The following is a 15776-nucleotide window of genomic DNA, read 5'->3' as shown; positions in this document are numbered from 1 at the left end:
CCTGAAAACTGCTTCAAAACCAAATAGCCTTAGCTAAAATCGCCGCCCTTCCGGGCGGCCTAATTATTATCCAGTACATGTGGTTTACCACTTACGCATATTCGCAGCAGATGATACTACATCTGGAACGACTGCCAATCAGGAAATACTTACTACAGAAAGCGATGGCCAGCTTATATCTAAGACGGCATCAAGGCTTGATTCAAGCGATAAGACAAATATCACCTTATCATTGCCATCCAGCCAACAGCAGATGACATCGGATGTGGTGTTCGTATTAGATTGCTCATCATGTGGGAACACAGTCGCATCACAGGCTGCGGAACTTTTGAGCGGTCTGAAGGATTCTGTTACGGAAAGTGGGGCGTCTGTCAACATAGGAATTGTTGGTTATAGAGGTACAGCTGCAGCAACATATGACCTTCAGAAGTACGATAAGAACAGTAGTAGTCAGGCTACAGAAATAAATACAATATTGAGCGCTAAGAAAAAGGGAGAAGCAGATGATGGAGTTACAGAAGAACAGAATACTGCATTTAAAAAGTATTTTGGTGATTTGGAAAAAGGCTCCAATATGGCTTCCGGATTACGCGCTGCCAGAGAAATGCTTGTAGGAGATACTAGTACAACGGCAAGCCGTAAGTACGTAGTTCTAATCAGCGATGGTTCAACTTATACGTATCCTCAGACAGAAGCAGCTAATGATTATAACACTCAGTATTCAAGTACTACAGGACAGGGAAACATGGGCGGAGGCCTTTATGAGTGGGCCTCATGGTTCAATTCAGATAAATTCAAGATTGCTTCCAATAGCAAATTGGGAGATTCGAACAATTGGGAAGACTATATGGCCTATATAGGCAAAAATATTGATAATAATGTATTGGTAGATCAGAAGTACAGCAGGGGTACCGAAAATGCTCCTCTTGCTCAGGCTATATATCCGAACGCTAAGAATAACAAGCAGGATGTATCATCATTTTACAGTAGCACATACAATGGTGATTATCCTGTAATATTGAACTCTGAGAAATCCATGTATGAAGCTGCTAATGATTTTAAGTATTTAAAGAAAACAGCTGGATATAATTGTTATGTATATCAGGTGGATTCTACAGGTTATGAAGTATTTGATTCATTCATTAACACTTATCTGACTGGTATCAGTGGTAATAGTGGGTTAAGCAGTATTAATGATATAAAGAATGACATATTGTATTCTTTAGGTATAGGAAGTACTATTACAGATGAGATGGGCTCAAACTTTAATTTCATTGATTCCACAGATAATATTACTCTGAAAGTAGGAGATAATTCATATAAAACAGTAGCAGTTGCAGATGACGATACAACAAGTACAACATACAACTTTGAGGATTCTAAAGGCAATGTTGACTTTACCCTGACATATTATGCCAATGGGACGGATAGCAATTCAAGTGAACATTTTGTATTCAAAGCTAATAAGGCAGTTTCAAATTTCCAGCATATCACATTGAATTACAGTGAACAGCTTGATCTTACTAAGAAGAGCACGGCTTCAGGAACTCATTATGTTAAGACAAACGGAGATAAGACTGTTCTTGATGCTTTAGATTCAAATGAAAACCTGACAACATCATACACAGCTTCACCAGTACTTTCATACACTATCCAGGACAATACTCCAATAGTAAGCTATTCTACTTACAACGTAGTTGGCAATTATTATACGAGCAAGGATAAGGGCGCGACATATACACTGGACAATGCAACACCGCTGGAATTGCAGACACCGCAGACTGTTCAGGTAGGCAGTGCCATATCGGTAACGCCAATCGAAAGCTGGGCTACATACGGAAGCAATGGTTACATTTTGAACACGGGCAATTCCGTGACGACCAAGACAGCAGTTTACGACGCGGCGTCCAATACATTGACTTTGAACTATTATCGCATGACGGATTCATCTTCTGACGATCCGAACAATAACAATAATAATGGCAAGAAGCCGGGCCATGACACAGACAACAACTCCGGCAATAATTCCGGAAACGGTTCGGATAGCAATTCAGCAAGCAATAACGCATCAGCTCCGAACACTGGAGACACCAGTGACTTGGGCCTTTGGATAATCCTTGGCGGCAGCAGTATAGCCCTTGCAGGCGTACTGATCGCTTTGCGCAAAAGGCAGCAGAATTAGACGAATCCTTAAACGGCAGTGACAAATGTTATAGCCGATAATATACCTTTGAAGAAAATGCAAGAGACCTCAGGCTCGCTTCAGCAGCGGATCCGAGGTCTCTTGCGCTATGTATGTCAGTCTTTCAAACAACCGAGCGGAACAACATATATGCCGTCATCCCTTTTGTACGCAAAGGGTTCAGTGCCGGCCAATACCATCATGAACGAGGGTTCAGACATTTTTGCAGTGTCAATTTTGTTTTTCAGTCTTATTAGATTTTCGGCACCTTCATTGACGAGTGTTTGTCCTCCGAGTTTGATTTCAACTAATCCGTATTGGCCGTTGCGGAGATGTATGACTGCATCACATTCCAGCCCGTCGCCATCACGATAATGATATAGGGTACCGTCTAAAGACTCTGAAAAAATGCGAAGATCACGGACGCACATACTTTCAAAGTACAATCCGAAAGTATTAAGATCGTGGATAAGATCAGTAGGACCCATACCTAGAGCCGCAATACCTATGGATGGATCAACAAAATATCGTGTGTCAGATGTACGTATAGCAGCCTTTGACCTGAGATTTGGATTCCATGCAGGAAGATCTTCTATAACAAAGATACGTTTCAATGCGTTTATATAGGAGTCAATAGTCTGGATATCGAGCGTATCCAAATCATTGGTCTTCATGTCTTTTTTAATGTTTGACAGTTTTGTCTGGGAAGCCAGATTCCTTGAATAGGATCTCATCAGTCGTTTGACTCTTTCTGGATTTTTATTTATGCCGTCAGCTCTTGAAATGTCTGAGGCAACTACGACATCATAATAATCAAAGGCTTGCTGCAATGCAACGCTTTCTGTTTGATCTGTAGCCTTTGGCCAACCACCACGGCAGGTCAAAAATGCTATATCATAGATGTCAAGTTGATTTTTTGAAGCTATATCATATCCGCTGGTAAACAGATCTGCCAAGGAGACTGTTCCGTTAGATTCGCCGGATTCGTAAAGACTCATAGGCCGCATTAGCATTTTTGAAATTCGTCCAGTGCCTGTATGTGAGTTGCCATCAAGATTGATTGGAACTGAGGAGCCAGTAAGTATAAACTGGCCGAATGAATCTCTCTGATCCACCTCGAATCTTACCGCATCCCAAAGCACTGGGGCAATCTGCCATTCATCTATAAGTCTTGGAATAGGTCCTTCCAATAAAACAGCAGGATCAAGATCAGCCATAAGAAGGTTTTGCTTTTTCTCTCGTGGATTTTGCATGTACAGCGTGCTTCCTGCAATCTGTTTAGCAGTTGTTGTTTTACCACACCACTTTGCTCCCTCAATAAGGACTGCACCCTTTGCTGACAGACGTTTCTGTAATATTTTGTCGGCTATTCTTTTCTTATATTTCATGGTACCTTACCTCCCAGTGATAGTTTACCCCATATTTTAAATAAAAACAATATTTTTCCCGAGTTTGTGGGAGTATTTTTCCCGAGTTTGTGGGAATATTTTTCCCGAGTTTGTGGAAAATACCTCCGGCCCTGAAAATCCGCAGCAATGACGGTCCAACCCATGAAAAGAGCCGCTGCGCAAATGCAGCGGCTCCCTTATACAATAACTCAATGCTTGATATTGTGATTTTTCTTGACCTCGGCTATGTCATCTGGAAGGAAAATAACATTCTCTTCCTTCTTGAGATTATCTTCTTTTTTTTTCTTCTTAGGTGGCTCGTCTTTACTACTGCCGCTACTGGTCGATAAGAAGTAGTATATAAACAGCCCAACCACGAAAACGAACCCAAGTATGAATAAATACATATACGCCACCTCCCAATTGATACTACAATCATTTTACCACATTTCCCGGATATTAAAAGTTATATTTTTGCAATTAGAGGACAATATATGCAAAAGTTTTTCGGGCTGGGAAAAACCTTATGTCAATGTGGGAAAAACCTCGCACTCTACTGGGAAAAACCTCTTAAAAACTTGACATCTACGGCGTTTGAATATATAATTATCCTCGTTGAACTTAATATTTCAGACGGTGAAGGAAACAGTAATCCTGCGTAATATCCTTACAGAGAAGATCTCATTCGGTGAGAGAGATCCGGTGAAGCAGAGAATGAATATCACTCCTGAGTCTGGCACTTTAATGAGTGGCCCCTTGATAGAGGAAGGCAACTAGGGTGGTACCGCGGTTATGAATGATCGTCCCTAACAGATGGAAAGTCTGCAAGGGACTTTTTTACTATATGAAAGGAAGATAAATCGAAATGTTTGAAAAGTTATCAGACAAGCCTGTAGCACAGGTGCAGAAAGAACAGGTGAAGAAATGGAATGAAGTAGACCTGCTCAGCAAGTGCGTAAACGAACGCGAAGGCAAACCTACATTCATCTTTTATGAAGGACCTCCGACAGCTAACGGCAAGCCGGGCATCCATCACGTAATGGCAAGGACTCTGAAGGATTCCGTCTGCCGATACAAGACAATGATGGGATATCAGGTAAACAGGAAAGCCGGCTGGGATACCCACGGACTTCCGGTTGAAATCGAAGTCGAGAAGCAGCTGGGAATGAACGGCAAGCAGGATATAGAAAAATATGGAATCAAGGAATTCAACCAGAAATGCCGTGATTCGGTTTTCACATACACGGATATGTGGAGAGATATGAGTGAGCGCATGGGTTACATGGCTGACATGGATGATCCTTACATCACTCTTGACAATAATTACATCGAGTCCGTATGGTGGATCATTGATCAGTTCTTCAAGGCAGGTCTCATCTATGAAGGTCATAAGATCCTGCCTTACTGCCCGCGTTGCGGAACAGGACTGGCTTCCCACGAGGTAGCGCAAGGATATAAGGACGTGAAGGTCATCACCATCACAGCTAAATTCAAGCGCAAGGACAGAGAGAACGAATACTTCCTGGCTTGGACAACTACAGCCTGGACACTGGCTGCCAACACAGTCCTGACAGTTGGACCTGACATCGAATATATCAGAGCCAAGATGCTCAAGGGCGACGAGGAAGGAAACATCTTCTACGTTGCTAAATCCCTGGCCGACAAGGTTTTGGGAGAGGGCAACTATGAAGTACTGGAAGAAATGAAGGGAAAAGACCTGGAGTACATGGAGTACGAACAGCTTATGCCTTTTGTTAAGACAGATAAGAAAGCATTCTTCGTCACATGCATGGATTATGTCAGCGTTGAAGACGGCACGGGCATCGTACATTCAGCCCCGGCCTTCGGCGAAGACGACTACCAGTGCGGCCGCAAATACAAACTGCCTATGCTGCAGCCTGTAGACGAGAGAGGATGCTACACGACGACACCTTGGAAAGGTCATTTTGTTATGGAGGAAGGCCTGGACGTAGAAATCATCAAATGGCTGGCCAATGAGAACAAAATCTACGCCAAGGCAAAGCTGGAGCATAACTATCCACACTGCTGGCGCTGCGGCACGCCTTTGATCTACTATGCTAAGCCAAGCTGGTACATCGAAATGAGCAAGCTGAAGGATGACCTGGTTGCCAACAACAACAGCGTCAACTGGTTCCCGCCATTCGTAGGCGAGAAGCGCTTCGGCAACTGGATCGCAGATGTTAAGGACTGGGCTATTTCCAGAACGAGATACTGGGGCACGCCGATTCCTATCTGGCGCTGCGACTGCGGACATCTGGAGTGCGTCGGAAGCCGTCAGGAACTGGCTGACAAAGCCATCGAGAACATAGATGCAAGCGTGGAGCTGCACAGGCCTTACGTGGACGATGTCCACATTACATGCCCAGTCTGTGGCAAGCCTATGACGAGGATACCGGAGGTAATGGACTGCTGGTTCGATTCAGGATCCATGCCTTACGCACAGTGGCATTACCCGTTTGAGCACAAAGAAGACTTTGACAAGTTGTTCCCTGCGGACTTTATCTGCGAGGGCATAGATCAGACCAGAGGCTGGTTCTACTCCCTTATGGCTATCTCGACATTTATCATGAAGAAGTCACCCTATAAGAACGTACTGGTAAACGATCTGATCCTGGATAAAAACGGCAAGAAAATGTCCAAGTCCAAGGGTAATACAGTTTCACCATTCGATATGCTGGATAAATACGGCGCAGACGCCACCAGATGGTATCTGTGCAGCGTTTCACCTGCCTGGTCGCCGACCAAGTTCGACGAGGAAGGCCTGAAAGACGTTGTAAGCAAGTTTTTCGGGACTTTGAGGAATGTGTATAACTTCTTCGTTTTGTACGCTAATCTGGACGAAATCGAGCCGGCAGAGCTGAAGGTTGACTATGCGTCGAGGCCTGAACTGGACAGATGGATACTGTCCAAGTATAACCAGACAGTCAAGGACGCTACAGCTGATATGGACGTTTACGATCATATGAAGACCGTAAGAGCCATCAGCGAATTCGTAACTGAGGATCTGTCCAACTGGTACATCAGAAGGGCACGTCGTCGTTTCTACGCCAAGGGCATGTCTGCCGACAAGGAAAGCGTATACGCTACGACCTACGAGGTACTGGAAGGAGTTTCTAGACTCATCGCGCCGATAGCGCCGTTCCTGGCTGATGAAATGTATAAGAAACTCACAGGAAAAGAGTCAGTACACACGGCTTATTATCCTGAGTGTAATGAGTCGCTTATAGACAAGAAAGTCGAGGAGAGGATGGATCTGGTCAAGACCATAGCCAACCTGGGCCGCGGCATCAGAGAAAAGGAAAGCATCAAGGTCCGCCAGCCTCTCAGCGAGATACTGGTAGACGGAAAATACAGAGACATTATAGAAGACCTGGCACCGCTGGTAATGGAAGAACTCAACGTGAAGAAGGTTGTGTTCGCCGACGAGCTGGACGACTATATGAACTTCTCCCTGAAGCCTAACTTCAAGGTAGCGGGTCCTGTACTGGGAGGCAACATCAAGGCCTTCGGCGGCGCTCTAGCCAAGGAAGATCCTAAGGCATTTACAAGCAGCCTGGAAGCAGACGGCTCGGTGACTATGGAACTCAACGGCGAGAAGGTCCAGATCGAGAAGGACTTCGTCGATGTAAGGATCAGCGCCAAGGAAGGCTTCTCAGTAGCCATGGAGAACAATGTGTTCGCAATACTTGATACGACAGTGACTCCTGAACTGGAAACTGAAGGTCTGGCAAGAGAAGTAGTATCCAAGATTCAGCAGATGCGTAAGCAGAAAGACTATGAAATGATGGACAATATAAACATTTACGTAAACGCAGATGCAGACGTTATGGGTGCTGTGAGTCAGTATGAAGACTACATCAAGAAGGAGACCCTGGCCCTCACTATCGAGGAAACTCAGGAGTTGCCGGAAGTAGACATCAACGGTCACAAGACCGGACTGAATATAGAAAGAGTTTAATTATATGATAAACCTTAGAGACATGACTCAGAAAGAAATGTCGGGACTGGCTCAGTCAATGGGCCAGCCGGCTTTCCGAGGCAAGCAGCTTTTCGGCTGGATCTATAAGGGGAAAAGAGACTTCCGGGAGATGAAAAACCTTCCGGGAGTTTTTATCCAGTCCCTTGAAGAAAAGTGCGTCATAGATCCCCTGACATTGCTTGAGTGCCGGGAGTCTCAGACCGATGGAACAAAAAAGTACCTGTTCGGGTTGGACGGCGGCTCCGCCGTTGAGACCGTGTTCATGAAGTATAAGTATGGTAATTCCGTATGCATTTCATCACAGGCCGGCTGCCGCATGGGCTGTGCTTTTTGCGCCTCGGGCATAGACGGCATTGACAGAAACCTGACGGCCGGGGAGATGATCTCACAGATCATGGACGTGGAGGCCGACACAGGAGAAAGCGTTGGACATGTAGTCGTCATGGGCACAGGCGAGCCCTTCGATAATTACGATAACTTGGCCAAATTCATCAGGCTCATCAACGACAAGGACGGCAAGAACCTGGGCATGAGGAACATTACAGTTTCCACCTGCGGGCTTGTGCCGGTCATCGACCGCTTCGCCGAGGATTTTCCTCAGGTGAACCTGGCCATTTCCCTCCACGGAACAACCGACGAAAGGCGCAGCGCCATAATGCCCATCAACAAAAAGTACCCTTTGCGCGAGGTCATTGACGCGGCCAGACGGTACACAGAGAAGACAGGCAGGAGAGTCACCTTCGAGTACGCTCTGATCCACGGGGAGAACGACTCCAACGCAGACATGGACAGCCTGTGCAGACTTTTGCGCGGGATGATCTGTCACGTAAACCTCATCCCTTTGAATCAGGTGGAAGATACAGGATTTAAATCCTCGGGAAGACACAGGGCCGAGGAGTGTATGGACCGTTTGGAGAGCCGGGGCATACCAGCCACCGTCAGGAGACAGTTGGGGGCCGATATAGACGGCGCCTGCGGTCAATTAAGATTGGAAAAATTGAAAAAATAGATTGAATGGCCGCAAGCCATAGTGTATAATAATTGTAAAAGAAAGCAATGGAGGCAATAATATGGTAAAATTACTGATTGGGCATAAAGGTACCGGTAAAACTAAGCAGATGATCGATCTTGCGAATGATAAGGCTGAGAACAGCGATGGAAGCGTTATCTTTATTAACAAGAATTCAAGGTTGATGTATGATCTTAAGTATAAGATCAGGGTAGTGTGCATGGAAGAGTACGAGCATATCACCAACAGCGATGAGTATATCGGGTTTATTTATGGAATCATCAGTTCCGACCACGATATAGAGACTATTTTCATCGACAGTATTCTGAAGCACGCAGACTTTTCACTGGGAGACATTCCAGAATTTCTTAAGAGACTGGAAGGTATCTCCAAGAATTATGGCATGAACTTCGTAGTAAGTCTGTCGGCCGAGAAGGAAGAGATGATCGGCGTTGACTTCTCACAGTATGAGATACTCAACTAATTTAAGAACAAGTTTTATGTGAGGGGCGAGCTATGCCCCTCTTATTTTTTAGCTAATGGGAGCTGCCGGGCGGTGTTGGCCGGGCCGGCGCAGAATATAACAAAAGGCAGGCTGCAGATGTTTACACTGGACAATATCATAAGTACATACGCGGGTCATCGGCCGGAGCCTATAGGGAAATACAGGTTTTTCTCCGTGCTGGTGCCTTTCGTTGAGGATGAAAAGGGCCGGGTCTGCCTCATGTATGAGGTGCGGGCTCACGATATGGTAAGTCAGCCGGGGGAGATATGCTTTCCGGGCGGCCATATGGAGAAGGGGGAGACGCCCCTCCAGTGCGCTCTTCGGGAAACCGAGGAGGAGACCGGGATACCGGTGTCCGCTATTAAGGTCATCGGCCAGGGAGATATTCTCTATGGATACGCCAATTACACACTGTACACCCACCTGGGTGTCATCAGGTATGAGGACTATCTGAAGGCTCATGTCCAGAAGGATGAAGTGGATGAAGTTTTCCTCGTGGCTTTGGAAGATATTGCAGGGGTAAGGCCGGAGATATTCACTGAGAATATTACTACGGAAATAGACGATGATTTCCCCTATGAAAAGGTGGGCATCGATGAAGATTACGCCTGGCGTGTAGGCCAGTGGACTATTCCTATCTACGACGTAGACGGGAGAGTCATCTGGGGACTGACGGCAAGGATCACAGAGAAGTTATTAGAAACACTGGGGGAATAGAATGTTTTTGCCTGTAAATATGAAAGATATGAAGAAGAGAGGATGGGATCAGCCTGATTTCGTTCTGGTGACCGGGGATGCCTATGTGGATCACCATTCTTTCGGTACGGCTATAATCAGCAGGCTTCTGGAAAGATTCGGATATAAAGTTGCCATTCTGGCACAGCCGGATTTCAGGTCATGCGAGGATTTTAAACGCTTCGGCAGGCCTCGCCTGGGTTTTCTCATAAACAGCGGAGTGGTGGATTCTATGGTGAACAATTTCTCTGTTTTCCATCATCGGCGCCGGGTGGATGAGTATTCTCCGGGTGGCGTAGCCGGCAGGCGGCCGGACAGAGCAGTCATAGTCTACAGCAACCGGGCCCGGGAGGCCTATAAGGATGTGCCTGTCATCATAGGCGGACTTGAGGCCAGCCTCAGAAGGCTTGGCCACTACGATTATTGGGAAGACAAGGTCAGGCGTTCCATCCTCATGGATTCCAGGGCTGACCTGCTCATATACGGCATGGGTGAGAAGGCCATCATCAATGTGGCCGAAGCCTTGGATTCGGGTATAGCCCCCGGGGACATTACGTGGATCCCCGGCACATGCTACCACACGTCGGATTTTGTTGATGACGGTGAGACAGTTGTACTGCCGGCCTTTGAGGAAATCGCAGAGTCTAAGAAAGCCTACGGCGAAAGCTTCGTCATGCAGTACAGGGAGAATGACTACATCAATGGGCGGCGGTTGGCGGAATCCTACGGCGGCAATTCCTACGTAGTACAAAACCCACCTCAGCAGCCTCTCGACCGTCAGGAGCTTGACGATGTCTATGAGCTGCCTTTTGAGAACGAGGTGCACCCTATGTATAAGGAAGACATACCGGCTTTCCGGGAGGTGAAGTTCAGCATAGTCAGCAACCGGGGCTGCTTCGGCGACTGCAGTTTCTGCGCGCTGACATATCATCAGGGAAGACAGGTGAGGAGCCGCAGCAAGGAGTCCATAGTCCGTGAGGCGACGGCCCTGACTAAGAAACCGGATTTCAAGGGCTACATCCACGATGTTGGAGGACCAACGGCGAATTTCAGGCACCCGGCCTGCGACCGCCAGCTGAAGTACGGAGTCTGTAAGGATAAAGACTGTCTATATCCGAAGCCATGCAGGAACATGAACATTGATCACAAGGATTACCTGGAGGTTCTGCGGGCAGTAAGACAGTTGCCCGGGGTCAAGAAGGTATTCATCAGGTCGGGCATCAGATACGATTATCTCATGGCGGACAAGAACAGAGACTTCCTGTGGGAGCTTTGTAAATACCACGTCAGCGGCACATTGAAAGTGGCGCCGGAGCATATCAGCCCCCGGGTCCTAAGTTATATGGGCAAGCCGAGACGAGAGGTATTCACGGACTTCGTGGAAGAGTATAATAAGATGAACCGGAAGCTGGGCAAGAAGCAATACCTCATACCTTACCTTATAAGCTCGCACCCGGGCAGTACCCTGGACGACGCCATAGACTTGGCTTTGTTCCTGAAGGACTACGGGTTCATTCCGGACCAGGTCCAGGACTTTTACCCGACGCCGGGGACATTAGCCACGGCCATGTATTACACAGAGACAGACCCGCGGACAGGCGAGCATATCTACGTGGCCAAGAAAATGGAAGACAAGCGCATGCAACGTGCGCTCATACATTATAACAAAGAGGAAAACCGCAAGTGGGTCGTAAAGGCCCTGGAAAAAGCCGGCAGGCCGGATCTTATCGGCGTGCTGCTGGGCGGAAGCAGAGGAGCGGGACATGAGCACTCTAAGGAATCTTACAAAGGTAATAGAGGCGGCAAAGATACAGGCCGCCAATACAAAGGCAGGGGAGCCAAGGCTGACCGAGGTCATAGGGGATGGTGAGTCGGCCCTTTACGGTGGGGACAATCTGAAGGTCATGAAGCACCTGTTGGACCAGGGTTACGGCGGGAAGCTGAAGTTGATCTACATCGATCCGCCTTTCTTCACTAAGGCCAGCTACGATGCTGTTCTTAAGGTCGGCGGTGAGAATATCAAGCACCCGGCTTATGACGATAAGTGGCAGAGGGGGCTCTACTGGTATCTTCGGGAGCTGACAGCAAGGCTCATTATCATGAAAGAACTGCTGGCTGACGACGGCCTCATCTGGCTCCATCTGGACTGGCACGCCGTCCACTACGCCAAGATAATCATGGATGAAATCTTCGGCGAAAGCCGCTTCGTCAACGAGATAATCTGGACATATAAATCCGGCGGCAGCAGCAAGAAACGCTTCGCAAGGAAACATGATAATATTCTTGTCTACAGCAAGACGGGAACCTACGATTTACAGCCGCTGGAGGAGAAATCATATAACCGCCAGTTCAAGCCTTACCGCTTCAAGGGCGTCAAGGAATATAAGGATGATGTGGGCTGGTACACTATGGTAAATATGAAGGATGTCTGGACTATCGACATGGTTGGGCGGACATCGGCAGAGCGTACAGGCTATGCTACACAAAAACCAGAACTGCTCATCGAACGCATAGTAGACTGCTGTACTTCGGAAGGCGACATCTGCGCGGACTTCTTCTGCGGCAGCGGGACACTTCCGGCTGTGGCGGCCAGGCGTGGGCGGAGGTTCATAGGCTGCGATGTGGGCAGTCTGGCAGTTGAGAGTACCGTGGCAAGGCTCAGTAATCAAAAAAGCGGCTTCAGGGTTTTCGGTACCCAGGCTGGTCATGAGGCCGGCGTTTCTGCCAGTCTGGAGGCGGAGTTTAAGATCGATTACGATGACATACTTTCGTCAGACAAGAGACTTCTGAAAATCGAATTGCTCAGTGCCAGAGAGAAAAGATTGAGTTCTGCCATAGACGAGAAGTCTAAAGATACTATAAGGAAGTCTGCCAAGGCGGATCCTCTGGCTGTAGTCGAGGCATGGAGTGTAGATTACGACTACGACGGACAGGTCCACAGACCGACGGCAGTATTCCTGAGAAACAGGGGACGGATCGAATCCGCCTGCGAGAAGATCGTAGACGGCAGGGATCGGGTGGTCCATATCAAGGTAGTAGATATAATGGGAAATGTAACATATTACGAGGGAGGAAAACAAAATGGCTAAATATCAATGTTCAGTTTGCGGATACATATTTGACGAGGAAAAGGAAGGTATCAAGATCGAAGATCTTGACGCCTGCCTGGCTTGCGGCTCTCCAATTTCGGAGCTTGTTCTTCTGGACGACGACGGGGAACCAACTGAGGATCATGCTGGCACTGGCTCGGACACCGGTGCCTCGGCCTCGGAAAGCCCTTCTGCTTCCGCTGATCCGCTTGCTTATGATAAGACTCTCATGCGCCACGACGCCGGGGCCAGATATATGGACGAGATCCACGAGATGGCAGTGACGGGAAAGACCATAGGCGGCGCCATGAGCACCAGGATGCCTATGCCGAACTGGGATGACATTCTGCTTCTGGGCGCTCAGCTGAATCCGCCACCCCTTGATGATGGCGCGCCGGTGAACATCCAGACTGTCATCGGTAAGCACGCGGCTAAACCTATGGTACTGGAAAGTCCTGTGTACATTTCGCACATGTCCTTCGGAGCTCTTTCCGCAGAGACCAAGGAGGCCCTGTCTCGCGGCAGCGCCATGGCCAAGACTGCTATGTGTAGCGGCGAAGGCGGCATACTGCCGGCAGAAAAAGCCAATGCTTACAAGTATATTTTTGAGTATGTGCCTAACATGTACAGCGTGACCGAAGAGAACCTCAAGACCTCGGACGCCATAGAAATCAAGATAGGTCAGGGCACAAAGCCCGGTATGGGCGGTCATCTCCCTGGGGAGAAGGTTACTGCGGAGATCGCGGCTATCCGTGGCAAGGAGCAGGGCAAGGCAGTCCAGAGCCCGTCTAAATTTCCTGATGTTAATTCCAAGGAAGACTTGAAAGCCATAGTCGCAGACCTGCGGAAAAGGTCCGGCGGACGTCCAATCGGAATTAAGATCGCTGCTGAGAAGATCGAAGCAGATCTGGAGTATTGTGTATTTGCAGAGCCTGATTTCATAACTATCGATGGACGCGGAGGAGCCACCGGCTCAAGCCCGCTGTTGCTTCGTGAAGGCACGACTGTGCCGACGATATTCGCCCTGGCTCGCGCCCGAAAGTACTTGGATTCAGTTGGAGCAGATGTGGATCTGGTAATCACAGGAGGATTGAGAGTTTCTCCGGATTTCGCCAAAGCCATAGCTATGGGCGCCGACGCAGTTGCAGTGGCTTCTTCAGCTCTGATCGCGGCGGCTTGCCAGCAGTACAGGATCTGCGGCACCGGCATGTGCCCTATGGGTGTAGCTACTCAGGATCCTGAACTTCGTAAGCGTCTGGATATTGATGCGGCTTCCAAGCGTGTGGCCAATTTCCTCAATGTCAGCGCCGATGAACTGCGGACTTTCGCAAGGGTCACCGGTCACGAGGACATCCACGACCTGTCACTTGTCGACCTGTGCACGATAAGCAGGGAAATCAGCGAGTTTACAGATATTGTTCATGCGTAGGTGCGAGACTTTCACTAGTCCTCGAGGCAGACAGCCATATAGCCTCACTCGCCAAGAATAGAATGTGTGGCGAACTCGTTGAAACTCTCGCAACTACGCTTTGGTCGAAAATAATCCGTTTATTTCTATGCGCTATTTCATGACCAGTAACGATATACTTATTCGAGATCCTGGCCTTTAATAATCTGAATCAACTGCTCATATGAATTAATGTTAAATTTCTTGTAAATGTTACTTAAGTGTTTTTTTAAAGTATTATCTGAGATAAACGTCAATTCTGCCAGTTTGTCGCGTAAATTACCTTCATTGATCAGTTTCAGGATTTCTGCTTCCTTGCGTGACAAATGATACTTATTTAAGAAATCCGACTTAGGATCGGTGAATGAGGATGAAGTTGAAAGTAAGTAGTCGTTATGTAGTCTTATTGAAAGATGATCTGTAATAATGGAGAGCTTTTCCTTATCATCATCGCTGAAATCACCTTCGCCTTTTGAATTGAAAAAAGAAAGACCTGCGAACGCCACTCTATTATAGGCGACTGTTGAACTTAAACAATAGTACATATTATTTGGCAACATCCATTTATTCATCAATTCGGAATTATCTCTTACACTATTATCTATAATGTCAGAATCTCTGTAAGCTCTGGAAATGGGAATATCCGAATACCAGGCAATGTAATCGATATTTTCATAATCGTTGCTGTATGCATCTATTACTTCTTTCGGAAGATCATCGCTGTGATAGTCAAGGGCGATGGTTTTATTTCCTGATCGCTTATAAGAATGATACATGGAGTGGGAAAAACTGATGATATAAGACATCTTTACTATGGTATCACTGATAACAGCACTACTTGGAGTTGAATATATCGCTTTTACCATTTCATTGATTTTGATCCAATCGTCGTTTTTAAGGCTCATGCTCGACCTCCTAACTTTGGTGAAAGTATATCATAAAAAATATTCAATGTAAATAAAAGAAGTAAAAACATAATACGAAAGGAGTATATAAGATACACCTTTCGTATTAGTTGTAATTTCATTAAATGGTGTAATTGAAAGAATTACATCGCTATTGTTAGAATATTCTTGTAAGAAATACAGAAGAAATCATCGATAGGAGGAAATATTTATGGAAGAAACTGTTGAAAAGAAGAAAAAAGTCAAATTGGTTCCAATGATATTTTTAATGTATATGTTCATCTCCGGAGGTTCATTTGGATTAGAAGATATGATTGGAGGCGCAGGTCCTGGTATCAGTTTGATAATACTGATCGTGTTGCCAATAATCTGGGCGTACCCATATGGTTTGGTATGCACAGAATTAGGAGCTAAATATCCTGAATTCAATTGAATAGTTAACTTCCATGCCCCAACATAGTGTATGATGCGTGGGCCGAGAAACGGAAGTTAACATTGCAAACAGATAATAGCTGA

The 15776-nt window shown here is 46.8% G+C and carries 12 protein-coding genes; 9 read left to right on the top strand and 3 right to left on the bottom strand.

Annotated features, from left to right (window positions below):
* Positions 1-79: 79 nt before the first annotated feature.
* Entirely contained in the window at positions 80-2182 is a 2103-nt protein-coding gene (locus EV211_RS09270) for a vWA domain-containing protein (RefSeq protein ID WP_133529157.1), read from the top strand.
* Positions 2183-2298: 116 nt separating this feature from the next.
* Here EV211_RS09270 and EV211_RS09265 read toward each other — a convergent pair whose 3' ends face one another.
* Positions 2299-3570: an ATP-binding protein gene (locus tag EV211_RS09265; RefSeq protein WP_133529156.1), complete on the bottom strand. Its 1272-nt coding sequence runs from the start codon at positions 3568-3570 to the stop codon at positions 2299-2301.
* A 209-nt stretch (positions 3571-3779) separates the two neighbouring features.
* Positions 3780-3977, bottom strand: a complete 198-nt coding sequence (locus EV211_RS09260) for a hypothetical protein (protein ID WP_133529155.1) — start codon at positions 3975-3977, stop codon at positions 3780-3782.
* A gap of 458 nt (positions 3978-4435) precedes the next feature.
* Here EV211_RS09260 and ileS point away from each other — a divergent pair, with 458 nt between their 5' ends.
* From ileS to EV211_RS09225, 7 genes are all read left to right on the top strand, one after another.
* A complete protein-coding gene (gene ileS, locus EV211_RS09255) occupies positions 4436-7549 on the top strand; it encodes an isoleucine--tRNA ligase (protein WP_133529154.1) in 3114 nt (1037 codons plus the stop codon).
* Positions 7550-7553: 4 nt separating this feature from the next.
* Positions 7554-8579 carry a 23S rRNA (adenine(2503)-C(2))-methyltransferase RlmN gene (gene rlmN / locus EV211_RS09250; protein WP_133529153.1) on the top strand — a complete coding sequence of 342 codons (1026 nt, stop codon included), beginning with the start codon at positions 7554-7556 and terminating at the stop codon, positions 8577-8579.
* A gap of 61 nt (positions 8580-8640) precedes the next feature.
* On the top strand, positions 8641-9063 hold the full coding sequence (locus EV211_RS09245) for a hypothetical protein (RefSeq protein ID WP_133529152.1): 423 nt from the start codon (positions 8641-8643) through the stop codon (positions 9061-9063).
* A gap of 117 nt (positions 9064-9180) precedes the next feature.
* The gene (locus EV211_RS09240; protein ID WP_133529151.1) at positions 9181-9801 is read left to right on the top strand and encodes an NUDIX hydrolase; all 621 of its coding nucleotides are present in this window, start codon (positions 9181-9183) and stop codon (positions 9799-9801) included.
* A 1-nt stretch (position 9802) separates the two neighbouring features.
* Complete coding sequence (locus tag EV211_RS09235; protein WP_133529150.1) at positions 9803-11689, top strand: YgiQ family radical SAM protein; 1887 nt, start codon at positions 9803-9805, stop codon at positions 11687-11689.
* Positions 11583-12908: a DNA methyltransferase gene (locus EV211_RS09230; protein ID WP_133529149.1), complete on the top strand. Its 1326-nt coding sequence runs from the start codon at positions 11583-11585 to the stop codon at positions 12906-12908. The genes EV211_RS09235 and EV211_RS09230 overlap by 107 nt, the downstream gene beginning before the upstream one ends.
* Positions 12901-14337, top strand: a complete 1437-nt coding sequence (locus EV211_RS09225; RefSeq protein WP_133529148.1) for a glutamate synthase-related protein — start codon at positions 12901-12903, stop codon at positions 14335-14337. The genes EV211_RS09230 and EV211_RS09225 overlap by 8 nt, the downstream gene beginning before the upstream one ends.
* 158 nt (positions 14338-14495) lie before the next feature.
* Here EV211_RS09225 and EV211_RS09220 read toward each other — a convergent pair whose 3' ends face one another.
* Complete coding sequence (locus EV211_RS09220; RefSeq protein WP_133529147.1) at positions 14496-15260, bottom strand: helix-turn-helix transcriptional regulator; 765 nt, start codon at positions 15258-15260, stop codon at positions 14496-14498.
* Positions 15261-15471: 211 nt separating this feature from the next.
* On the opposite strand from EV211_RS09220, the gene EV211_RS09215 reads away from it, so the two are divergent.
* Entirely contained in the window at positions 15472-15693 is a 222-nt protein-coding gene (locus EV211_RS09215) for a hypothetical protein (protein ID WP_133529146.1), read from the top strand.
* Positions 15694-15776 lie beyond the last annotated feature (83 nt).

Source organism: Aminicella lysinilytica, assembly GCF_004362975.1.
Taxonomy (GTDB): domain Bacteria; phylum Bacillota; class Clostridia; order Peptostreptococcales; family Anaerovoracaceae; genus Aminicella; species Aminicella lysinilytica.
This window is presented reverse-complemented; position numbering and strand designations above follow the sequence as displayed.